Origin of the sequence: Acinetobacter sp. GFQ9D191M (genome assembly GCF_011174875.1) — a bacterium.
Taxonomy (GTDB): Bacteria; Pseudomonadota; Gammaproteobacteria; order Pseudomonadales; family Moraxellaceae; genus Acinetobacter.
The window spans coordinates 42262-65842 of record NZ_JAALGV010000015.1; the positions used below are offsets into that span (position 1 = coordinate 42262).

The 23581-nt window shown below is 36.2% G+C and carries 16 protein-coding genes and 1 pseudogene; 1 reads left to right on the forward strand and 16 read right to left on the reverse strand.

Features of this window, described 5'->3' with window-relative positions:
• Positions 1 to 7 precede the first annotated feature (7 nt).
• The 16 genes and pseudogenes from G5T77_RS02370 to hsdR all read right to left on the reverse strand — a co-directional run bounded on the left by G5T77_RS02370 (position 8) and on the right by hsdR (position 20130).
• Positions 8 to 823 (reverse strand): HNH endonuclease, encoded by an 816-nt coding sequence (locus tag G5T77_RS02370; protein ID WP_166137292.1) that lies wholly within the window; start codon positions 821 to 823, stop codon positions 8 to 10.
• Entirely contained in the window at positions 823 to 1539 is a 717-nt protein-coding gene (locus tag G5T77_RS02375; RefSeq protein ID WP_166137295.1) for an OmpA family protein, read from the reverse strand. The genes G5T77_RS02370 and G5T77_RS02375 overlap by 1 nt, the downstream gene beginning before the upstream one ends.
• A complete protein-coding gene (locus G5T77_RS02380) occupies positions 1539 to 2903 on the reverse strand; it encodes a hypothetical protein (RefSeq protein WP_166137298.1) in 1365 nt (454 codons plus the stop codon). Before G5T77_RS02380 ends, G5T77_RS02375 begins: the two co-directional genes overlap by 1 nt.
• A 78-nt stretch (positions 2904 to 2981) precedes the next feature.
• Positions 2982 to 3497: a hypothetical protein gene (locus G5T77_RS02385; protein WP_166137301.1), complete on the reverse strand. Its 516-nt coding sequence runs from the start codon at positions 3495 to 3497 to the stop codon at positions 2982 to 2984.
• A 147-nt stretch (positions 3498 to 3644) separates the two neighbouring features.
• Positions 3645 to 4268 carry a DUF6088 family protein gene (locus G5T77_RS02390; RefSeq protein ID WP_166137304.1) on the reverse strand — a complete coding sequence of 208 codons (624 nt, stop codon included), beginning with the start codon at positions 4266 to 4268 and terminating at the stop codon, positions 3645 to 3647.
• Between the two features lie 240 nt (positions 4269 to 4508).
• The gene (locus G5T77_RS02395) at positions 4509 to 5792 is read right to left on the reverse strand and encodes an McrC family protein (protein WP_166137307.1); all 1284 of its coding nucleotides are present in this window, start codon (positions 5790 to 5792) and stop codon (positions 4509 to 4511) included.
• Between the two features lie 12 nt (positions 5793 to 5804).
• A complete protein-coding gene (locus G5T77_RS17120; RefSeq protein ID WP_166137310.1) occupies positions 5805 to 8696 on the reverse strand; it encodes an AAA family ATPase in 2892 nt (963 codons plus the stop codon).
• 143 nt (positions 8697 to 8839) lie between these two features.
• Positions 8840 to 9241 (reverse strand): hypothetical protein, encoded by a 402-nt coding sequence (locus G5T77_RS02405; protein WP_166137313.1) that lies wholly within the window; start codon positions 9239 to 9241, stop codon positions 8840 to 8842.
• A gap of 371 nt (positions 9242 to 9612) precedes the next feature.
• Positions 9613 to 10023: pseudogene (locus G5T77_RS17125) on the reverse strand (guanosine-3',5'-bis(diphosphate) 3'-pyrophosphohydrolase); the annotation flags it as partial.
• 128 nt (positions 10024 to 10151) lie between these two features.
• Entirely contained in the window at positions 10152 to 10745 is a 594-nt protein-coding gene (locus G5T77_RS02415) for a hypothetical protein (protein WP_227607464.1), read from the reverse strand.
• A gap of 14 nt (positions 10746 to 10759) precedes the next feature.
• Entirely contained in the window at positions 10760 to 11263 is a 504-nt protein-coding gene (locus G5T77_RS02420) for a hypothetical protein (RefSeq protein WP_159153502.1), read from the reverse strand.
• A gap of 93 nt (positions 11264 to 11356) precedes the next feature.
• Positions 11357 to 12043, reverse strand: a complete 687-nt coding sequence (locus tag G5T77_RS02425; protein WP_166137316.1) for a hypothetical protein — start codon at positions 12041 to 12043, stop codon at positions 11357 to 11359.
• 10 nt (positions 12044 to 12053) lie between these two features.
• On the reverse strand, positions 12054 to 13499 hold the full coding sequence (locus tag G5T77_RS02430; RefSeq protein WP_205683242.1) for a DarT ssDNA thymidine ADP-ribosyltransferase family protein: 1446 nt from the start codon (positions 13497 to 13499) through the stop codon (positions 12054 to 12056).
• 35 nt (positions 13500 to 13534) lie between these two features.
• Positions 13535 to 15049: a restriction endonuclease subunit S gene (locus G5T77_RS02435; RefSeq protein ID WP_166137322.1), complete on the reverse strand. Its 1515-nt coding sequence runs from the start codon at positions 15047 to 15049 to the stop codon at positions 13535 to 13537.
• Positions 15046 to 16608 (reverse strand): N-6 DNA methylase, encoded by a 1563-nt coding sequence (locus G5T77_RS02440; protein WP_166137325.1) that lies wholly within the window; start codon positions 16606 to 16608, stop codon positions 15046 to 15048. Before G5T77_RS02440 ends, G5T77_RS02435 begins: the two co-directional genes overlap by 4 nt.
• Positions 16609 to 16671: 63 nt before the next feature.
• Positions 16672 to 20130, reverse strand: a complete 3459-nt coding sequence (hsdR, locus tag G5T77_RS02445; protein WP_166137328.1) for a type I restriction-modification system endonuclease — start codon at positions 20128 to 20130, stop codon at positions 16672 to 16674.
• A 1792-nt stretch (positions 20131 to 21922) separates the two neighbouring features.
• Here hsdR and G5T77_RS02450 point away from each other — a divergent pair.
• Positions 21923 to 23566 (forward strand): NERD domain-containing protein/DEAD/DEAH box helicase, encoded by a 1644-nt coding sequence (locus tag G5T77_RS02450; protein ID WP_166236178.1) that lies wholly within the window; start codon positions 21923 to 21925, stop codon positions 23564 to 23566.
• Positions 23567 to 23581: the final 15 nt, after the last annotated feature.

Below are 23581 nucleotides of genomic sequence, written 5' to 3' on the forward strand. Positions count from 1 at the left end.
ACTGCTCTTATTTACGCATATGTTCATGAAATGGCTGATTAGCATGGCAATCAAAGCATAATGCTTTCAAATTGGATAGATTATTGTCCGATTTGATCCCGTTTATATGATGTACATGCAAGTTTCCTTTATTCTGTAAACAATTTTTGCCACAAATTTCACAGCACCAATTCTTCGATTTTCGATAATTGTGCGATATAAAACTCCAATTGAGCTGATAGTTATTTATATCCATTGTGTCATTCTCTCGAAATAACACGCCCTGGAAATCACTATAAAACTGTGGCTCAAATTTTTTGTAAAACGCTGCTAAATCAAATGATTTGACCAATCTATCTTTATCAAGCATAGACATGTTAGATCTATAATCATTCCAACGGATTTTTTCTAAACAAAATTTACAGACATCTAATTCGCTAGTGACTAATTTAAAACCATTGCGATGATTGGATGAAATAAAGCGAATATCTCGGATAGAATTATCTTTACAGGATGTTATATAGCGCTTAAATCTCCCACCATTTTTCATTTCTTGAAGCGTCTTACAAAAAGAAATATGAAGACGCGGTAGTTTCTCCTCCTGAGACATTTGATTCACATCTTTAATATTGAGAGAGATCAGGATTCCCTTATGATATAAAAGCCCATTTTCCCCGATTGTTAATTCTTGAAAATCAACTTCTTTTCCCCCAAAGACATCAAAAATATCCGCATATACAATACCTGGTCTATACGGCATCTCTGATGGATCTATCAGTGGTGCTTTCATCTTATTTCTTAAATTATTCAGACTACTGTCTTGCAGGAAATCATATAACTGCATTATTTATTCCCATAAGCAACAGCACGAATCTTATCTTCTGCGGTCGTTACAACCCTAAACTCTACACGCTGAGATGTACCAAAGTTTTCTGGATTACTAGCACTTGACGGCTTACCGTCTTTGCCTAGTGTTGCAGCAGAAGAATAACCAATGGCTCTAAATTTAATCTTCAGCCATTCCTTTTCACTTTTTGTTAACCTATCGCTTTTCAGCAAATAAATCAGTGTATTTTGTGCTCGCTGCTGGGAAAGTTGCATATTATTTATATAAGCAACTTCTGGGGATGCACCCTTGGCCCAGAAACTTGATGTATGTCCTTCGATACGGATTTCTTTAATATTGTCGATAAATTTAGCTTGCATGAGCGAACGCAGATAATCTGGGAAATACTCGTCTAATGCTTTTTTAAATTCTGGTTGTAAATCTGATGACCCTGCCTTAAACAGAATATCTTCATTACTAAATCGGACTGTTAAATCTGGGCTTAAAGTTGCCCCCCACTTGTTAAGTTTAACTGTCAATTTATCTTTGAGTTGAGAATATAACTGCTGCTCATCAGCCTTGAATATTCTTGGAATATCCACAGACTCCTTTACTCGAATCATATAAATAATACTGATCAGTAAAAAAACCATCATTAGCGCCGTCATAATGTCACTTAAGCTAATCCAATGATCTGATCCATTATTCGAATGGTTTTTCATAAAAGGGAGCATCAATTAACTCCCCCATCTAATGAGTCTATAATTTTCTTTAAATTTACTGTAATTGGCTCGTAGTCATTTGCAAATTTAGTCGATAACGAGCCTAACTGCTGTCCTAACGTCATCAAAGATTGGTTAAGGGTATGCTGAAGCTTATTCTCGATGATTCCTAAACTATCACTTAATTGCTTTTGTGTCTGATCAAAAGTCGTGTGCATCTGTTGAGCCAGTCGCTGCACTTCTTGAGTTGTGTTATTTTGAATCTGAGTACTATTTTTATGACTTTCTTCAATATATGTATTAATGCCATCAAATATCTTGCGAGTAGATTGCATTGTATATGTCATCTGCTCTTCAATTTTGACACAACCGCCTTCAAGTAAATTCCTAGTTTTTTCAATGTCCGCAACTTTTTCATCTAGTGCCCCATAGAAACTTTCGATACGTCGATTAAAGTTACTATTTGCATGATCGATAGATTCCAACCCATTAGCGAGCTGATCTACCACCTGACCAAATGAGTCTGTTTGTTCAAGGAAAGTGGCAAAATCTGATTTTAATAAGTCCACTTGAGCTAACATATCAGCATAATTATTTGTCTGATCTTCGACCTGCTGAGCATAGTTATCCTGCCACTCTACCAGAGCATTTACAGATTCATTCAATTGTTTAAAATTTTCACCCAAACTGTTAGTTAAACTTTCATTAAATCGATTAATCGCTCCTTCCAAAGCTTCAATAAATATTTGTGTATTTTGCTCAGCTTGCTTCTGTGAATACTGAACAAATTCATGACGCAACTCTGATATTTCTCCAGCAATTAAACTTTGGGTACTTCTTTGGATATGCTCAATACCATCTAAGCTTTTCACTACTGAATTTAAAACATTTTGCATATTTGTTTTATTGGTTGTTTCTAAATTAACTCCTAATGAATGAATTACTGCCATTAACTTTTCATTATTAGTATTTAGATTATTATTAATTACTTCCAAATAACTGGAATTCTTAGTTAAGTCTTCATGATTTTTATAAAACTCTTCAATTTTTTGATCATATTGTTTATCAACTTCTTGCTCTTTTAAGTATATAAGAGCATGTATTTTTATTATGATTGATGCAATAACACCTGCTAAAGAACCCCAAAATGCTGTTTTAATACCATTTACTAAAGTTCCTAAACTTGCTGTTGGATCTTCTGTATTAAAGTCTTTAAGGCCCCAAGCAATCCCTAAAAAAGTAAATCCAATACCAACTGTTATGAGCATACTTGGAAATTGAGGATTCGCTTTTTGATATTTTTTATCTAAACTAATGAAGTAAAATAACAGGCCTATAATTACTGCAATAGCTACGTAATGTAAAAGATTTAACATAATAGATTTTCTTTAGGTGAATTAAAGCCACGCATAGATTTCGTTTGTGGCTATTGGGAGCTAACTTAAAATTATTTTTTACACATCTGCAACTAAATACTTTGAATATTTTTTGTAGTTGTCAAAACGACTCATCTTTAAATTCAATTCAAAAAATGAATTACAATATTTTCGATCAACTAAATATTCTTTTTCAATATCACTTAAATAGTATTCAAAATTGAGATCATCTTTTTTTGCAAGATTTTCTCTATAAAAAATAAATATATCAATTAGCTCTTCAAGTTTTTCCGTTGGAACTCCAAGAGTGACTTTGTAAACCATTAGAAGGTCACGTTTATCTAACCAATCTAAGCCTTTAAATCGGAATTGCAATAAGGCATCCAAATAGCATAAGGTCTGCGGTGTGATAAATATTTTTGCATGTCCTCGTTTTATATTTTCAATTTGAGGATCTAAAAAATACTTAAATCGAAGTACTCTCCATAAAACTAAAATTAGCTTATGTAAAGGATATCTCCCCTTTGTTTTTATGGTCATATAGACCAAAAAAGCAATAATTAAAAATAAAATTAGATACCAGAAGAACCACATATTTAAATAATCCTCTAATTTTATTTTATATTACTACATATTGAATTAATCCACTTTTTAACCTGTACAATTAACAACCAATAAAAATAAATAAAAAAATTACAGCACATTTATTAATCAAAATTTTATAAAAATATTTTTAGAAGTTTATTCAAGAAAACAAATATTATTTTTTATCTCTAATATTCTCTTTTGTATCCACAACGGCTTTTTAGCTTTTAAAAACTTCTGAAAATTATCTTCACCCAATGATTTTTTTAACTGTTTAATAATAACTAAATCAACAATTTTCGGGCCTAAAAAATATAACGCGGAAATTGCCAGTCCAACTGGCTCATGAGCATACTGAAATACATCTAGACAACGGGTGCGAATGAAACGTACAGTTTGCCCGTACAGTTTAATTTCCCTAGATCTTCCCGTTGTATAAAAAACATGGATAACAGGCACCTGAGTACTTAATCCTATCCGATTAGCAGCAACGCCCCCATGTTCCTGAAATTTGAGTGCCGTGGCTCTCGACAATGTCTGAAGTACAGCCGTGATATCAGGACTCAAAGGTTTATTTTTAAATTGGCTGAATTTATTCATTTCAACTTTATAATAAACTTTAGATAAGATGATATGCACCTCACCTGACAGGATAAAGTGATATAAAATCCTTTTAAGTTCTCTATCGCTAATTTCAATACCAAAATCGGAGCGACAGAATAATTCACCTTTCCCAAGTTTAAGAAACTGATCAATTACAATTTTTTCTTTACTACACATCTCTGAATTTCTTAACAAGAAAATTTTCTTCTAATTTAAAATAGCTGTCATAACATGGAGTTCATTCCAGATGAACTCTCATGGCATTGATGGTATACATATACCTATAACAAAAATATCTGTTTTTCTTTTAATGAGGCAAAGTCATTATAACTTGAGATTAAGTACAGAAAATTGCACTTAATCATCAAAAAAGTAGCTTTAAGTACAAAATTTTGTACTTAACACAGAACCTTCACCTTAAATTATTTTGAAATTTTGTGGCTCATCTAAATTAAAAGGCACCACTCTAAGCTTTGCACCATATGTATGCCTAAAGCCAAAATCATCCAAAGGCTTATCAAACTTTCCTGCTCGATACGGATATACCAAAATCACTTCACTCTCATGTTTCAGGTAATAGTGACTGTAAGCAAACATCTGCTGGATATCACTATCCTTTAAGCCATACCGTCCACCACGGTCATTCTGATCTATCAGTTTCCACTTGGTATCCATCACTATATTTTTTGCATTCGCTTGTGAACGATCAATAAAAATATCAGGCTTTAACTTGAAGATCTTACTCTGTCGATGTTCACAAATATGTTCGGTTGAATGCTGTGTTTTGACCTGATATTCAGGCATTCCACGGCGCAAATGATATGCAACAAAGTGTTCAAAGAGTTTTTCCATCGGGAATAATAGACTCATGCCACGCCATGTACCTTGTGTAGACACAGGCATGTATTCACCTAAGATTAATTCCGTCCAGGGTTTGATCTCAGCATATAGCGCAAGTAAGCGACCTGACTGCCATTGTCTAAAATCCTGCTGAATCTTTTGGCTTCGTGGTATTTCACTGGTCATCAACCTGAGTTCTTGGGCAAGTTTCCAATTGTTCGCATCTTCGGTCTTTTTACAAACGACTTCCAACGCTGTACGAATTAGACGGTTCTCAGGTCGATTGACCTCATAAACATCATGCTCAATCGGGAATATATGTTTCTTTGCAGGTGGCTGTCGCATATATTTCATATGCTGTAATTGCCCACGTAGAAACTTTTGTTCTTCTTGCACACGGTTATAGTCAAATCGTAAACCACGTTGCAATAAACGCTCAAATGACGCGAGGAACTGAGTAATAATCCATTCATGCAGAGGTTGTTTAAAACGATTTAGATTTGCACTCCCTGCCTCTCTATAAGGTAAGTGTAAGGATACACTCAACATTTTTTGTAGGAGTTTACGCTCTGCTAAAATAAGCTCTTGATCACTTGTTCCATTCAGCTCTACATGCTTCGGTAATATCTCTATACGTGTACCACACGGCGTTTCAATTACACCAACATACTGGTCTAGCTTTATCTTTCTACGTCCTGCAAGTTCAAAGACTCTTGCGCCATGCTTGGAAAAAGAAGCAGAGAGATCACACAGATGCTCAAATGCTTTTTCGGGAATATAAGCATGGTCTAGACTAGACGTAGGACAACCTTCATAAGCAACGCTAATGAAGGCATATTCTCGGACGGTAAAATCAGGCATATAAATCCCCGATTAATGCTTGATGATTTTGCTAAAGCTTGTGATCGAATCAAAAGCCGTATCTACCAATTGCCACGTTTTCTGTTCTTCGAAGAACCCTTCTGGCTCACTATCTACATTTGGAAATAATACAGAGCGTTCAACCAGTTTAGCTTTCAGCATCCCATTGGCATTTAACACCATATTGATTTTTGACCAATCATCAAAGAAGTACTCCTGAAGTTGAGGAATTATTTTTTGTTTGAAGATTAATGTTAAATTCTCAAGTGTTGGCTGTTTCTTCAAATTCATAAAGTTGGCATGACCAATACAATGATCACGGTCTAAAAGCACTTCAATACGTTGATTAATGACTTTTAACAGCTCACCAATATTCAGCCCTTCCACCTCAATTTCATTTAATAGCTCTGGCTTTGGGGGCATTTCAATAAAGGTAAACCGACGGCGCAAAGCAATATCTAATCCTGTTAGAGAACGATCTGATGAGTTCATCGTACCAATGAGGTAGACATTACTTGGAACAGAGAATTCTTCTTTTGAGTATGGCAGCGTTACAGATAACTCTTCCTCAGCACCTTGGCGTTTGGAATCCTCAATTAAGGTAATTAGTTCCCCAAAGATACGGGAAATATTCCCTCGGTTGATTTCATCGATGATCAATATGTAGGGTTTGTACTCTATATCTTGTTTTTCTTCTGAAAATTTAATTTTATCAGATAGCAAACTTACAATTGGTTTTATATAACTAGGCATTCCATAAGTTTCAAGTTTGACACCATTTAATAATTTTTTGATTGTATCTAAGCTTAAACTATAAGTACCTTTATTTACTGACTCCAACAAAAAACATTTTAGGGTTTTTCCACCCTCATATGTAATTTCATATGTTAAACCAGTTTTAGTTTTCAGTTGCAAAGGCTGTTCAGCTATTTCATTGCAAAAATTGGTGATCACCTCATCAATATTTGAATGAGGCAAATTTTGATTAAAGGCAATATCACAAATCTCTTTAAAAACACCGGGCTTAACATCATAGGTTAACTTTCCCGCATCATTTGTTTCAGCCCGAATCCCTTCAACAAAGTCTTCATAACTAAAGCTTTGATGAAAAGTCACAAATTTGATCTGACCTTGCTCTTTGTATTGATCAAAACGTACTTTTAGCGCCGTGCGATCTTCTTTTTCTAAAACTTCGAGAGGTTTGTTTTCAAGAATAGATAAAGCATGGTTAATACTGTGAAAGGTTTTACCTGTCCCTGCTGCACCAAATAAAATGCGGTTTAAAGGTTGTTGATTCATGACTTCATCCATTAATTCTTTAGTTTGCTGTGTCTTTTGTTTGTTATCCAAATAGCCTTTTCTAACCATTGCAAAAAGTTTTTCCACATATGGGAAAAATGCTTGTTCACCACGATCTTTCAATAAAACTGGCAAAAACTCAGGAAGTGGTAATTTTGGATATAAGTGTTCATAACCAATTCGTTTGGTATTTACCTTACTCACGATAGGAATAACCAAAGGATCATTAAAATCTTGGTATAAAAATGCAATCATCCATTTCAGTCGTTTAGGGAACTGAATTGCATCAATTGCTTTTAAGTCACGGCGCTGAACGGCATCTACAATATTGAGTATTTCTTGTTTGAGCGTTTCAAATGCTAACTCTGCATTATCCCCTAGTCGTTTATGCCACGAATACGGCTTCTCATTATAATATTTATCATCCTTACCTAAGCTAATAGGCTCCCAGATATCAAAATAGTTAGCAAAGGTAGGATCCCCTTGGGTTGGGTCAAAACTGTCAATCTGAGCAATAAAGCAATTTGTGTTTTTCGCTTGATGATAATCCTCTATAGATAAGTTGTTTAAATTTTCAATTGACCAAAGTTTTAAAAATTGCTGTACCTTTTTTTCAAGCGCCGTGGTCTGATCACCACTTTGTTCATACCAATCACAAAGCTTTTCTAAATCATCAAGCGTACTCACAATAATAGAATATGCTTTTTTGCCCACCATCATTGATTTTGCATGTGTAGACAAATGATGATTCCGCGTATCATCTTCTGAATAGGCTTTTTTAATTGGTAATTTAAGTTCTACTGGTGGCTCTGCATCACAGAAAATAACAGGCGTTTTTGCTTTTGGATCTAATGCCAACTCTCGACCTTGAGATGTCTTAAACGCTGCTATATGTTTAGTACTCGTATAGGTATTTGGATATCTATCGTCTAGATAATCAATAGCATTTTTTGCATTAAAGTTTGTTGCCACTTTCTCAGCATATATGTCCCACAAGAACATATTTAACCAAAATATATCTGTTTGACCTGATTCAAGTTCTGCTTTTAATATCTCTCTAACTTGCTGAACTAGATATATATTCTGTACATACCAATTCTTCTCTCTGATTTCTTGAGGAAAATCTATGATTTGTTGAGCTGTTACATACTCAACGAATTGATGAAATTTATTCCGATCGACAATTGTGGAAACATCTAAAGTACATGAAGCACATGCTCGATTGAATAATAAAGGTCGCTTAGTACTGCCTAACTGAGCTAGTAATTGACTACCATAACTATGCAGTGCTTTATATGTCTCTTCATTAGGCTGTTGAATCAGTTTTTCTACAACATTAAGAAATTCCACATCCTGAATGATCTTATAAAATACTTCGTTTGCGAGATTTGATTGTCCTTTAGATGCAACCCCATTTGCATCATTTTTTAAAAGTTCACTTAAAAACTCGAAATCATTTTGGGCACTTAATTTGTAACCATTATTCAGCTTATGTTTTATTTCCTGTACCTTTTTGAAAGTACTTTCATAATCTTTACGCCAACCTTTTCCATCACCTGATTCAAGATATTCGTTGAACCATAGTTTTAGTATATCAGTACTCACAACACCCTCATTTCTTACAATCTATTTGTGTATATACGACAAAAATACACTTACTATATTTAACACATTTCAGTTTTAAGCTTTCTAGATCTTCAAGAACTTTTAATCAATATCCGCATTAGATTCTTTATATTATGGCAATATTACTCATTAAAATTGTTCTCTACATATACATAAAAATCATTTCCCACACGATCATATTTAAAGACCATGGTGTTACGACTCATCCATCGCTTTAAAAGTTTTTCATAAACATTGGCTTTTTTAGTTGAAGTGGCACTAAAAGACCAATAATGAATCCTATGCTTATAAATAAGTTCTTCAACTCTCTGACTAATCGCATTAAAAACTTTCAAGGCTGGTAACTTCAAGTTGAGATCTTCATATATGGGGTCATCTCTAAATAAGGCTAATTCTGGATGTCTACGATAATTGATTTGGACTTTGGCGCGTGGTGGGTTATTCAATGAGAAGGAAAAACTATAATGATCAAACTTTAATACGTAGTGTAATCCATCAATCATCAAGTCTTCTTTCAAAATCATGCGATATCCTTCGTAAAATGATGACTAAGAACATTATTGTAGACATCCATCAAAACATCTTGATCCGCTAAGGTTTGAAATGAACTGCCGAAAAAATCACGATCAGTCGTATTAAATAATTGGATAAAGTGTTTTGGAGAAGGTCTTAATTTTTTACGCTTACAGTAAGCAAAATATTCACTAGCATCTTCAAATAAAATCCACCATTCCTGGGGACTATCAATTTGGTTCCCTCCTAGCGGATGCAATTGATCAAATAGTGCATTAAGTAAATATTGAAAATTAAATCGCATACTTCCATATTCAAACTCTGGATATTCAGTATCCAGATCTAAAGCTTTTACATGCTGATGAATTGCATAAGCCTCTTTTAGTATTTCTTGGACCTTTTGATATTGTTTATAGCGTATCAAATCTTTGGCAGATATTTTTGGGAGTCGAGATAAATCCATATTGTCGCTCAAATCAGCGAGCTTAACTTCACAAGCAATCGGATTTTTAACAGTACGCTGTACCGCTTGGAAGCGATTTTCACCATTTACTTTAGTCACGGCGATAATCGCATCTATTATCTTTTGCTCAAATCCCAAGACTTTGAGCTCATCTATTGTCGTTGGTGTATCTTCTAAAATATCGTGGAGAACAGCGCAGATCTTGGCATGTGGCTGTTGAACATTTTCCATAACGCGCAATGGATGTTGAATATAATCCTGTCCTGCCTTATCTACTTGCCCTGCATGGCGCTCACATGCCAATTTTAATGCCTGATCTAGATTTGAAATACGTTTACCCTCTTATTATATTTACTCTCTTTTCTTTTAAATATTAATCAATTACCTAATATTTATCTACAATCATAAGCACATTAGCGACATTATATGTCGCACAAAAAATAAATCTATGCTCTTTATTATTTCATTTTTTCAAGGACACTTTTAATTCGAAGATCTCTTGCTACTTTCCCTAAGTTTGTTTGCGGTTCGAGAGTCCCCATATATCCAGCATCGAGTTCAACCAGATAGGCCTGACCAGCAGACGGTAAACATAAATTGTAAAAATTCTCTTGTAGATACTGCTCAATCTGATCGGTCGGTATATGGCAATGAGATTGCTGTTGTTGCTGGCTTATACAAACTTCAGCTTTCTCATTGTCTATACGAATTGTACAGAATGGATCAATCTCAAAATATTGGATGATCTTATTCAAGGCTGCATCAAATTCATCTGCCTTCATGTTCTGAGATTGTTCAACCCAAATGAGCTGCTTTGATGTACTTGAGCTTTGCAGCGCCGTATTCAGAATTAAAGGCTTAACCTTGAAATGTAGCCCATATAACGCTGCAATCAGATCAGTTTGGGCATTAGGTACGTCGTCACTTAATGTGGTACTGTTTGATGTGCTTTGACTTAAGGTCAGAAAAGCTCCTCTAAGTTGTGTTTGACCTGTACACCATATAAATGGATATTCTTTTTGGGATAGATTATTTTCAATATGTTGGTTCATCCATATTTTCCTTTTCAAACATGTTCATCATTATGGACTATTAGATGAATATCAATTTTATTCCAAGCTTTAGCCAAGGTTAGCCAAGCCTTACTTTCTTTGGACCAAATACGACGGCATAATTCAGTCAGATCATTAAATTGTTGGTCTACTTCACTTGCAACGCCATATTCCCAATGTCCTTCGTAAACACGCTCTGTTAACTCACACATTTTTTCTGCGAGTTTATAATGTGTTTCAATTAGAGAATCTTCAGAAATATAGTCTTGTGAAAAGTGGCGAAGCGTTTCTTCAGACTGAGCAAGCAGTTCTTCCGTTTCCCATATCCATAGAGAAAAACAACGATCTGCACTTAAACAGTCAATAAATTGCTTAAAGTTTTCAAGTTTTGTCTTGAATGCAAGATTCGCTTTTATTAATGATTCGAGGTATATGAATCGCTTTTCAAAAGCATAAGGGTCAATATTTAATGTATCTAAGTAATCTTTAGATTTACGGTGTAGACCAAGTGCTCTCATTTTCTCTCTCATTTTTTTGTATATACGACACAGTTAATTAAAATTATTTATTTCACATCTACGGAAGTGCTATTCAATTGGTATAGTCAAAATCTAAAATAATAAACCGTCACTTGTATTCTTAATCGTAAATTGTTCAATCAACGCAATAAACTTATCTTTAGGCGGGATTGTGCCACCCACCAACAGATTACGTTTAGTTAGAGCAACAAAGAGTGCTATTGAATACGCCTGGCAGTTAATCGACTTTTGCGGGTTAAACTCAATATCAGTAAATGCATCATATGCAAGTGCTTGTTGCTTTAGGTCATCATTCAGATTGAGTGCATTCAAATAAATCCAGTCATAGAATGCGGTTTTAGGTTCAAGCTTCCAACGTGTATCCCTATACTCAAAAGCAATTAAATTCCCCGAGTTCTTTAGGCGTTCATCTTTCTTTGCGTCACGTGAAGTCATGTCCATGATGTCTTTATAAGGACCACCATTGGAAAAGACTTTCGATGCCTGGAAGATACTTTCCACACTGATGCTTTTACCACTCTTGGTTTTAAACATTAAATTAAATGCACTGAGCTTGGTACCCAACTCAATCTCAGATTTACTGGAGATTTCTAAAATTTGTGCTTCTGGATGTTGTGATCTATACGCATCATGTAGTGAACGGATAGATTTTTGCTTTTGAGTAAAGTGCATACCTGCAAACCATTCAAACTCGACATCTACAATATCAACTAAGGTAGCGCCGTCGAATTTAGGTACAAATACTGGTCTTTTTGCCATGATGATTTCCTTATCTTTTCTCAAATACTGTCTTATTCACAGTCAATTTAAAACCGAAATCTTGTACCCAAGCCAAATTATCATCTTCTTCAAAAATATAAAGTTCATCAAAAAAGCACGTTGGAATATTACCCTGATAAAGTACTTCCGCTTGGTTATCATAGGTATACGTTTCTAAAGTCTTACCTATTCTAGACTCAAACATATCTAAAAATGCTTTGTGTGTTTTCCTTTCTTCGATGCTGAAATTTTTAACTGAAAAAGAAGCCGCATTAAATTTATTAAATATTGCTTTATCTAAATAATCATAATTTTTGATTGATTCAGACTGACTTCGCTCCACACCCGCCAAGAGTGTAGGTGATATTTTTAAAACCACCCAATCATTCAGACCTGATAACGCTCGATATTTATAGAACATCTTCCAATTGGGATGACTAAATGATAAAGATATTGAATCTTCGACTTCATCCCAGCGATGTTCATCGTTATGTTTATAATAAATATCTTTATCATCCAAAGCTTTTTTCGTCATCAAGCCTCTTTGTATAATAGAAGGTAAATTAGATTTATGCGTGAAGTGATACAGTGCATCAATTTTTTTACACTTCGTCTCATCAAAAGACATCTGCTCTATAATTTTGCCCCACACTTCTTCATTTAATTCAGTTGCCGAATACGGTGTTTTAGCCCAACTGTCGTATATACATTTAAGCAGAGGCAGTGTTTTTAGACCTGTTAGATAGTAGCGAATATAGATAAATTCTATTAAAGCAGTTTCTAGGTGGTCTAATTCGATTTCAATCGTTTGATTTTTTTTGAGTTGTTCTTCCTTTAACTTCTCAGCTTCTATTTTCTCTTTTCTTAACTGCTCTTCCTGAGCCAAGTTCTGTTTGTGCTCAGCTCTGATTCTTTCGACTTCAGTAGCCCTTTTCTGCTTTTCCTCTTCTTCATCCTTTTTAATACGTTGAGTACGAGTTTCAGCTAATGCTTCCTCTCTTGCTAGTTGTTGTAATTCTTTATCATGATCAAAAAAATCAACCAATGATATCTCTTGTAAACCTGCTTCTTTACGTGACTGATTAATTTTAACTAATTCAGCTTTTACTCGATAATAATCACGTATGCGTTCTTCATCAGCCCATTTTATTGTTTTTGATTCTAGATCAGCAGCAGCTTTATTTACTTTATCTGCACCATTTTCTAAATGATGTAAGCCTTTATTGAGAGCCTCTGCACCTGTCTTAACAACTTTACTCGTTGCTTGATAACCCTGAGATATTTTCTGAGCTACTTGTTTGGCTTGAGTCTTTTTAGCACTAAGTTTATCTAATGATTCTTTAATAATGAGTCCAACTTGGATACAAATATAAAAGAAACAAGATAAAGCAACGAAATAACAGAATAATATAAACACGTACACACTCAAAATTAAGGCACTTTTTACAAGTGCCAAAAAAACGAAAACATTAAAACTTGGGAAATAAAAAACTACTTAGCCTTCTTCACCCGTGTTTTTTTCACAGGCTTACTCGCTTCTCTTTCCTTCTGAATTTTAGCAAGCAAACTTTCAGCACTATTGATCCCTGTAATCAGCTCTTGATGCTGCTCTCGCCATTCGGCAGTGAGTTCACCGCTAAAGGCTTTGGCTAAAATAGATTGAGTCAGTAAATTCACTCGTTTTTGGGCTATATTTACTAATGATTCAATTTGACTAGCCTTATTAAATAAAATCTTAATACTAGCCAAAATCACTTCTTGTTCTTCAATCGGAGGCACTACAATCGTAGCATGTCTAATTTGATCCATAGATAGAGATGGCTGTGCAGCACCTTTTGCAAAACTTAGCAAACTATCCTGCCCACTCAATGATCTTAATAAATACTCAAAAAATTCAGAATTTATTAAATCACAAAGATTTGGTTTAACTAAAGCTACATTTGGTCCCAAAAAATACCTTCTATTATTTGGCACTCTTCCTACTTGGCCTGTACCAGCACCCACAAATACAATTAATAGCTCATTACCAAATATTGACGAACGAGGTAAGGCATCAACAACTGTTTTTTCTACCTTAGAAAATTGGGTTTCTTTAAAACCATTTTTACCTACATTCTCTGCCTTAATTACTGGAATATCATAATCATCATGATATTTAACAAATTTTGTAAACTCAAAACCAGCAAGCTTCGTCACATCAAACAAATGATCGATAGTACATAATGACCACTCTGGTGGGATAGCTCCATAAAAATTAGATTCAGGTAAATAAGCGGGCTTATATTTAGCCTTATCCTTTTCTGTTACTTTTTTTCCCTTTGAAAGTAAATCTTTTTGTTTCTCTAACCACCATTTATTTAGTCTACAAGATTCTATAGTCTCGATAGAAATCGTATGCGGATTAGACTTACGCCACTCCTCCGTCAACTTCCCACTCACCGCATCTGCCAAAACCGACTGACGGAATTTTTTAAGAATGGCAGGAATGGCATCTAAACGGGCTTTAATTTGCTCGACTTGGGCAAGCATCACATCAAGCTGACGAACGATTTCTTGTTGTTCGACTTCAGTAGGTACAATAAAATCCAAATTTCTAATAAATTCACCAGAAATTGCTTTAAATGTTGTTCCTGTCCCTTGTTGACTTAACCACGGCTCAAGATATTTAAAATAATAAAGCACGTATGAAAAACTAATATTTAATGGCGATCTAATAGCTGCTAATCCACGTCCAATAGCAGTAGTTTCATTAGCAACATTTGTAGGTCCGACAGGTGCTCTTACAGACAGTAAAATATCGTTTTTTTCAGCAATTTTTTTAGGTGCTGTACAGTAATTTCTAGGTGTAGGATGTAATTTACCAAATTCAGTTTTACCTTGATAAAATACAATGCCTTGCTTATCTTGATTTACACTTGTACCTTCCGGAGATTGACCTAGAATAATTTCACATACGTCTACTAATTTAGTACTTAACCACGTTTCAGGCAAATTATCTAAACTCATGCCTGTTCCTCAGCGTTTAAACCTAAAGCATCTGCTAATAGCTGTTTTTGAGTATTCGCTTCATCGGTTTGACCTAAGGCTTTCATTAACGCATCCAACTCAACCAATGCTTGCGTTAGTTCAGACATTGCTTCACTTGCCAACACATGCGGTTCTGGTAAGTTTGCAGCATCCACGGCGTCATTGTCTTTTAACCATGAAATATCTAAAGAATCGCCTTTTTGTTCTTTAATCCATTCACGACTAAACTTACGCCAACGGCTGTTCTCAAGCGTTTGCTCTTGGCTTTCTTCTGTAAGTGACCATTCACCTTCAGTACGTGGTGATAAACCTTTAGGGTCAGCGCCGTAGACCGTTTCAAAGCCTTTTAAATGCGCTTCAGTAAATGGTGTACGCTTACCAAAACTTGGCATATTGGTACGTAGGTCATAGACCCAAGTTTCAGTGGTACAGTTTTCATCCTGTAGCGGATTCGCTTGAGTCCCTTTGGTAAAGAACAGCACATTGGTTTTCACGCCTTGTGCATAGAAAATCCCTGTGGGCAAACGCAGAATCGTATGCACATTACATTTGTTCATCAGGTCCTGACGAATAGATGTCCCTTGCCCAGCTTCAAACAACACGTTATCTGGCAATACCACGGCGGCACGACCACCTGGTTTTAAGTTCTTATAAATATGCTGTAAAAATGCCAATTGCTTATTTGATGTGTTAAATGGCAAATCATCACGGGTAATGCTTGCTTCACCACCTTTTGATGTACCAAATGGTGGATTGGCTAATATCACATCCGCTTTTGGTAAAGCCTGCCCTACAGGACCAAGCGAGTTACCCAGCTTGATTGCACCTTGCTCACCACCAATATCATGCAACAAACAGTTCATTTGAGCCAGACGGCGCGTATTCGGAACAAGTTCAACACCAACAAAAGCATCTAAAGTATAGAACTGAGTTTCTTGTTCAGTCAGTGCATACAAATCATGGTGCTGTCGTATATACGCATCCGCAGCAATTAAGAAGCCCGCCGTACCGCATGCAGGATCTTGAATCACTTCACTTGGCTTTGGTTGCATACAACGCACAATAGAGTTAATCAATGGACGTGGCGTAAAGTACTGACCTGCTCCTGATTTTGTTTCGGTGGCATTCTTTTCTAGCAAGCCTTCATACAGGTCGCCTAAACCATCCGCTTTAATACTAAACCAGTCTAGCTTGTCAAATTCATTGATCAACTGCTGTAAATGGCGTGGTTCACGTAAACGAGTTTGAGCATTGGCATAGATCGATGAAATCAGTTCATTCTGATTTTGCGATAGATCAAGCAACATCTGCTTATAGAAATTGAGTAATTCAATGCCGTTATGATCTTTAAAGTGCATCCATTTATATTGTTCAGGATAAATCTTGGCAAGCGTAGAAAACTCGTCATCCAGTTCATCGACCATTTTGACGAAGAGTAGCATCACCAGTTCAGACACATAGTCGCTATAGTTAATCCCGTCATCTTTTAATACGTCGCAAAGATTCCAGAGTTTTTGGACAATATCATTTTGTGTCATGTGCTGCACTTCATCAGAAAATGTGAAAAATATAGAAATTTTATTACGAGTGGATTGTAGCAGTTAAGAGGCCTGCCACAACCCGTCATGAATATCATCGACCAGTTTTTCAACGTCACTATCAAGCAACTTGCTCAGGCGTTTTACACCACCATCTTTGGCGAATTGATGGTGAATCATATTCTTGTCAACCACCACCTCTTTGGCAATAAACAGAGTTAGACGTGCCAACCATTGCTTCTGATCTTCCGTCCATGCACGCTGCTGTAGAATCCTGTTTAGACCCCGCTGATAACGCTCTTCGACAGAAGAAATTTCTTCACCCAATGTTGAACGTCGAATCATAGAGATGATCTGTGATGCATAAGTCTGATTGGACTCATTGCCACCTAGTGCCTGGGTTAGCTTGCTTTGGGTAAAGCCTTTACTGGTCAACAAGTTTTCCAGTTCTCGCAACTGCTCGCGAGTCAGATCTGATGGTCTTGTAACAACTGCTTTAATCGCAGCATTGTCATTCACGGCTGTTTTAATGAAGCTATCAAAATATTCCAGATAATCTTCAGGCTGTTGATGTGCCGTATCTACGACGCGTTCAATCAGTTCGTCTTTCTCGTCCGAGATAATTGGTAAATCCAAGGTGCCGAGAGCACTACGAACCTCAGCCAAACGTGCTTCTAAAATCGCACTGTTTTGCTGTAGCCAAGTACCAAGATCATCAATACCTTTAGCACGCAGCATCTGAGGTAGCTTAAAGGACTCAACCCCGAAGTTTTCTTTGATTTTTCCAAGTGCTTCACGCAATTTGCCTTGATCAGGATGATGTTTAAACTTCTCAGCTTTCCCTAAAATACGGGTAATCTTCTGAATAAACTCATCTAAGACCAAATCGGCTTGAGTACGCTGAACCTCATCCACAGAGGCTACAGCACATGCCTTAGCTTTCTGCATCAACTCCGGATCACTTAACTCACGAATCAACTGATCGATGCTGATATTTGGACGCACGACAATCGGCTGCATGGTATTCACTGCTTGCAAAGTCGCAAAAATATCTACGGCGTCGTATATACGGAATTCTGTTTTACCAATATCAGGACATAACCGAGTTGCACGACCGAGCATCTGTTCAAACAGCACACGTGAACGAACTTTACGCATAAACACCAAATTGCAGATCTTCGGTACATCAATACCTGTAGTAAGCAAATCTACAGTGACAGCAATATTCGGGAACTTATTCTTCTTAAAACGTTCAACCAATTTACTTGGCTGATCTGCATTGCCTGTGATTTTCACCACAGCATCATTATTCCAGTCTTTGCCATATTTCTCTTTGAACAGCTCATTTAACAATGCTACCACCTGATCCGCATGACGATCCGTCACACAGAAAATCATGGTTTTTTCATCACTGAGTGGGTTTAAGTCTTCTACTAAGGCTTGGCAAATCACTTTATTGAAGTTTTCGTTAATCACACTACGGTTAAAGTCGGCAACATCAAATTCCATATCATCTTGTAGTAGCGCCGTGGACTGCTGACCTGTTGCATTGGTCACCACCTGCACCGTTGTCCCCTCAGGAATTTCAATGCCTGCTTGGCTCAGTTTGGTGATGTAGCGAATCGGTTTGTCATAGTTGACTAAATAGCCTTCCTCTACAGCACGAGTAAAACTGTATGTGAATACAGGCTTACCAAAAATCTCTGTTGTATGTAGTGCTGGCGTTGCTGTTAAACCAATTAAGGTTGCATCAAAATAATCTAGGACACGTTTATAGGTCGACAAATACTGTGCTTCATCACGAATCGCTTCTTCACCCTCGGTCATTTCCTTATCTAAAGTATAACCTCGGTGTGCTTCATCAATGATAATACAGTCATAGTAATCAATCGGTAGTGGCTCATCACCATTGAATAAGCGATGTACCAAGCTTTGCACTGTAGCCACTTGGACCTCAGCACGTTTTCCTGTGTCTACACCTAAATCCGCAACTGTGTAAATTTGAGAAAGTGTTTGACCTTGCTCAATCACTTCTGCGCCAAAAGCATCAAATGCTTGTGTACCTAAGGTTGAACGATCTACCAAAAATAAAATATGCTTAAAGCGTTGGCTTTTAATCAGACGATACATCAAACCAGTAGCCAAACGGGTTTTACCTGTACCTGTCGCCATTGCGAGTAAAATACGTTGCTGATCCCGAGCAATCGCATGTTCAACTGCTTTAATCCCTTCACGCTGATACTGACGATCATTGAATGGCAGGATCTCGGTCTGTTCTAAATATTCATCTGCACGTTCAATATCTTGCTCAAGTTTCCACTTCAACCCTTCTGGGGAATGGAAACCTTGTAATACCTTAGAAATATTGGATGGATGTCGTACATCACGGAACCAGATTCCGCCCTCATCAGCTAAACGCTTAGACTGCTTTTGACCATTGCAGGCATAGACAAAAGGAATATGGTAATGCTTATCTTCCGATACCCACGGCGTATTGGCATAGGGCTTTTCTAAGTCATCAGCAAATCTAAAACCCTGTGAGTATCGCTCTGCCTGAAGAATATATTGGCTCACAGTTTTATCGAGCTTTTTTGATTCAACTACAGCAACAGGTTTTAAGCCCTCAAACAGTATGTAATCTGCAAAGCCCTCTTCACCATCAAGCAATGTTGGATATTCTGCAATTGCAAGGTTTAAACCTTTTTGTGGACGCACGCCGTGGCTATATTTGAGAAGTTGTGTATCTGCTTGCCAACCTGCCCTTATCAGTTGTAAATCAATGAGCTCACGTGTCTCAGCTTCAGACAATTTAAATGAAGCATTAGCTGTGCTGAATTGCTCATCTTCAATAGGCGTTGTTAAAGTCATTGTAGATGCTTGTTCTTCAAATACTTTAACCTTGGCTTCATAAGCAGCCAGTTGAGCCTGCAATGCCTGTTCTTCTATCTGTTGCTGTTGCTTTAACTGTTGGTTTTCAGCTTCAAGCATTGCGAGCTTGTGTTGAATTTCTGTATTAACGGCTTGTTTATCTTGTGCTGTACGTAATTTCTGTTGTAGCTCCATGAGTTCAAAGCGCATACGCCTTGCTTCAAGCGTTGGGTCAATTGGTGCTTGAAACTCTGGGAACACTTTGGTTTTTTGGGTAGTCAGAATATAAAGCCACTGCGCCATGCGATATGACAATCTTAGTGAGGTCAACGCATCACTATGATTGGTTTCAGCATCATGTGCGCCTTTATTGCCATTCATACGTAAGGTATGCAATACCGCAATAAAATCAGTTTTGAGCTGAAGTTTGTTTTCTAGTAAACGTATACGTGAGTGAAAATCGGCTTGTTCAGGTATTTCAAGTTGATTGGCTTGGGCTACTTTATTAACCAGAATCTCAGCAAATTTTCGGGTCTGTACAAGTGTATGTGCTGGTGCTGTGTAATATGCCGCTTCTGCACTGACCAATAAAGCATGCATCAAAGGATCTACATCCTTTAAGAAATCAAACTGAGACTCAGCCAAATTCATCATATTATTTACAACTATCTGTACTTTATTATGCTTTTATACAAAGCTCCCCTTCAAACAAGCATATCAGTTCACATTATTTTTATTAAGAAAAATCTTTTGTACATAAGTCTAATTCAGGATTAAAAAATTACCCGAATATTTAAAAATTAGTCTAGCCATCTTAATTGAAGTTTGGTGGGGCTTAGCTGCCTTGTATCAAATCATAAAGCCGTGGTCCTCAAAACTTTCCTTTTAAGTTTCAAAGACAGAATTAATTCTCTAACCAATGCGTCATTTTGTCGCATAAATTCCCTCCTAAAAATGATCGATTTTGATATGAACGCACCCTGCTTTTACAAATTAACAAACAATCATGCGCTTAAAATTTGATCAAAAATGTACAATCCTAACCACCTTCAACCTAAAGTCACCCAGAAAAGACCTTAGGCTTGATTATTTTTTATGCATCCCTACCGTTACACTATAAAAAGAGGTGCGTTACACTATAAAAAAAGGTGCGTTACACTATAATTTGACTGTACGTTACACTATAAAAACCCCATTTTTTGGGGTGCGTTACACTATAAAAACCCCATTTTTTTGAGGTTGTTACACTATAAAATAGGTGCATTACACTATATTTGGCATTTCGTTACACTATAAAAATCAGGCTCAAAAAGTTAATTATTTAAAAAAAAAATTCTCTATTTCCACTGTGCAATTTTGGCAGTGAATTACCACAAAATGGTTATGCATTTCCACCCTATTGGCAGTAAAAAAACACCCGCTTGGATCTGTAAGAACACCCTATGACACCCAAATAACAAAGAATGTAAGAGAAATAACATCAAATACCTGTCTATTCCACTCAATGGATAGGTTTTGCTATGAGTTGTCTGCTAGAACCACTTATTGGTATTTAAGTGTAAATAACTGACAATAAAATCCAAATCCTGGCAATTTAATCAAACCTAATGGCATAGTTAAAGCAACCCACCAGTAAAACTGCGAGGAAACGGCAACAGCTTTCACGATTGATTAAATAGTTCTGGCTGGAATCTGGCGGAGTCTAAGCCTATCGCAAGGAAAGGAATAAGTGAGAACAATCGGCTAAAGATCGTATGTTGGCGACTGAAAAAATGTTGGATGATATTAAACTTAAGATTAATGCATTGAAACGAGAATCACGCCAAGCCAATGATATTGAACAAGAGTGAAATATCTAAGAGTAAATCAAAAAGGCTGAAAAAGAAAAACGCCGTATGCGACAACAATTTTTTGATGTTGAAGATGAGATTACTGAAAAGCGAGATACTTTGATTGAGGCTTTGGAAAAGAGATTACACAGGAAGAGTAAAACAGATCATTTATTTACGATTTTCTGGAAAATTATGTATAAAATATAATCATTTATGTGAATCTTTAGTGTTATCTTAGAGTGGGTTTAAGGCAGAGTATATTAAAATCTAATTATTAACTGCTTTTACGCACCCAGCATATATGTTGTAAATTTTCAAAAATTCAACCACAACATATTGTGGTGAAAGTACCAAAAAATACACTTACTGCGTAACATCAGTTATTAATATTGGATCAATTCTTAGTAGTGATAGAGGTAGTATGCTATTCAAAATTCGCTCCACTTTAGCCAATTTTTTTGGCACAATTGCTGGAATTTCTTGGATATTATTAATTTTATGCTTCCTTATGCTGGATTATGTAGGGGTTAAAATCCAGTATGTATTAGTTCCCATAGCACTTGTATCAACATCTCTATGGTGGTTCGTTCATCCTGATAAGAAAAATGCTTTAAATGATGAATAACCGTTTAATTTCTCCATCTAAAGATCAATGGGATAAATTACGCCAGCCTTTAGAGGCTGGTGAAATTCAATTTATTGAATACTTAGATCAGTATTTACCGCAAGGTTGGGAGATTTATATTCAACCTCATTTGAATGGTTTATGTCCTGATATCGTCATTTTGCATCCTAAGATTGGCATTGGTGTTTTTGAAGTTAAAAATTGGGATTTCAAAGCCATGCAATATGGCATTGAAGAGTTTAGTAACGGGAAAAAACACCTTTATGCAGTAAACTCCCAAGGCGAAAAAATTTCGTATGTTAAGAAAAACCCTGTTGATCAATTATTACTATATCGAAAAGAAATTTTAGACCTTTATTGTCCTATTCTAAGTCGCCGTGAATACGGAGTGGTGGTGTCTTGCGGACTTGTTTTGCCATCGGCATCTGAAAAGGAGATTGAACAATTATTCTATCCAATATTCCAAAGTCGGAATCGTAAGATATTTAAACCGACTGAAGATGATAAACATAATAGTTACGTTGTTTTTGGAAGAGATAATTTTCAAAAAGGATTAATTGAAAATTTTCCAACGGGTATTGCCCGAATATCATCTAAGTATATGAATAACATCATTGCTGAGCAATTGAGAGTATGGCTTCGAGAACCAGAATCAAGTAAAGAGCAACGAGAACCATTAAATTATAATCCCCAACAACTTAAATTTATTAAAGAAAGAACTGATTCAGGCTTTAGGCGTTTGAAAGGTCCAGCGGGATCAGGTAAGTCTGTGGTTGTTGCAGGGCGAGCTGCAACACTTCTGAAAGAGCAAAAGTCGGTTTTGATTGTCACTTTTAATATCACACTACTAAATTACCTTCAGGATTTAGCAGTACGTGAATATCCACATATACGTAAAGCGGCGACTTGGATTAATTTTCATTATTTATGTCGACGATTGTGTTATGACGCTGGATTAGAGCGTGAGTATGCTGAGGTTTTCATAAATGCAAAAAAAACTGCGGAAGAAGCATTAAAAAAAGATCCAAATGCTAAAGTCTCTGATTTCCCATCGTCAGCTGCATTGTGCAGTATAGTACAAAATGCTTTAGATATAAGTGAACCAGAAAAATATGATGCAATCTTGGTGGATGAAGGGCAAGACTTTAATCCTCAGTGGTGGGATATTCTTAAGAAATTATTAGCCGATGGCGGTGAAATGTTGTTATGTGCTGATACAACACAGGATATCTATGCATCTGCTGATTTGTGGACAGATGATGTCATGAAAAATGCTGGTTTTCGTGGAGCCTGGGCAGAACTAAAACAGACGTATCGTTTACCTGATAATTTGATTCCCTTAGCCAACCGATATGCAGAGCTCTTCTTACCAATAGAAAAAGTGATTAAGTCAGAGTCTAAAAATGAGCTACAAGGTGCTTTAGATTTTGGTGTCATCGAAGAGGCTACATTAGTATGGCGCAATTTACCTGAAATCACAGAAACTGCGTTTCTAGATGAATTTAAGAGTTTTAAGAATGAAGTCATTCAGTTAGAGTTAAGTCATTCGGATATGACCATTCTTGTACAGACACATGATATTGGATTGTTGGTCTGCAAAGTATTAGAGTGTCTGGGTTTAAAATATATGTAAGCGTCCGCTGAACAC

What these genes read in the sequence shown, in the direction of transcription:
- G5T77_RS02385 (WP_166137301.1), bottom strand. Translation starts at nt 3,497, where the DNA reads ATGTGGTTCTTCTGGTATCTAATTTTATTTTTAATTATTGCTTTTTTG.
- G5T77_RS02440 (WP_166137325.1), bottom strand. Translation starts at nt 16,608, where the DNA reads ATGACACAAAATGATATTGTCCAAAAACTCTGGAATCTTTGCGACGTA.
- hsdR (WP_166137328.1), bottom strand. Translation starts at nt 20,130, where the DNA reads ATGATGAATTTGGCTGAGTCTCAGTTTGATTTCTTAAAGGATGTAGAT.
- G5T77_RS02435 (WP_166137322.1), bottom strand. Translation starts at nt 15,049, where the DNA reads ATGAGTTTAGATAATTTGCCTGAAACGTGGTTAAGTACTAAATTAGTA.
- G5T77_RS02425 (WP_166137316.1), bottom strand. Translation starts at nt 12,043, where the DNA reads ATGGCAAAAAGACCAGTATTTGTACCTAAATTCGACGGCGCTACCTTA.
- G5T77_RS02380 (WP_166137298.1), bottom strand. Translation starts at nt 2,903, where the DNA reads ATGTTAAATCTTTTACATTACGTAGCTATTGCAGTAATTATAGGCCTG.
- G5T77_RS02375 (WP_166137295.1), bottom strand. Translation starts at nt 1,539, where the DNA reads ATGCTCCCTTTTATGAAAAACCATTCGAATAATGGATCAGATCATTGG.
- G5T77_RS02390 (WP_166137304.1), bottom strand. Translation starts at nt 4,268, where the DNA reads ATGTGTAGTAAAGAAAAAATTGTAATTGATCAGTTTCTTAAACTTGGG.
- G5T77_RS02405 (WP_166137313.1), bottom strand. Translation starts at nt 9,241, where the DNA reads ATGATTTTGAAAGAAGACTTGATGATTGATGGATTACACTACGTATTA.
- G5T77_RS02415 (WP_227607464.1), bottom strand. Translation starts at nt 10,745, where the DNA reads ATGAACCAACATATTGAAAATAATCTATCCCAAAAAGAATATCCATTT.
- G5T77_RS02395 (WP_166137307.1), bottom strand. Translation starts at nt 5,792, where the DNA reads ATGCCTGATTTTACCGTCCGAGAATATGCCTTCATTAGCGTTGCTTAT.
- G5T77_RS02370 (WP_166137292.1), bottom strand. Translation starts at nt 823, where the DNA reads ATGCAGTTATATGATTTCCTGCAAGACAGTAGTCTGAATAATTTAAGA.
- G5T77_RS02420 (WP_159153502.1), bottom strand. Translation starts at nt 11,263, where the DNA reads ATGAGAGCACTTGGTCTACACCGTAAATCTAAAGATTACTTAGATACA.
- G5T77_RS02450 (WP_166236178.1), top strand. Translation starts at nt 21,923, where the DNA reads ATGATGAATAACCGTTTAATTTCTCCATCTAAAGATCAATGGGATAAA.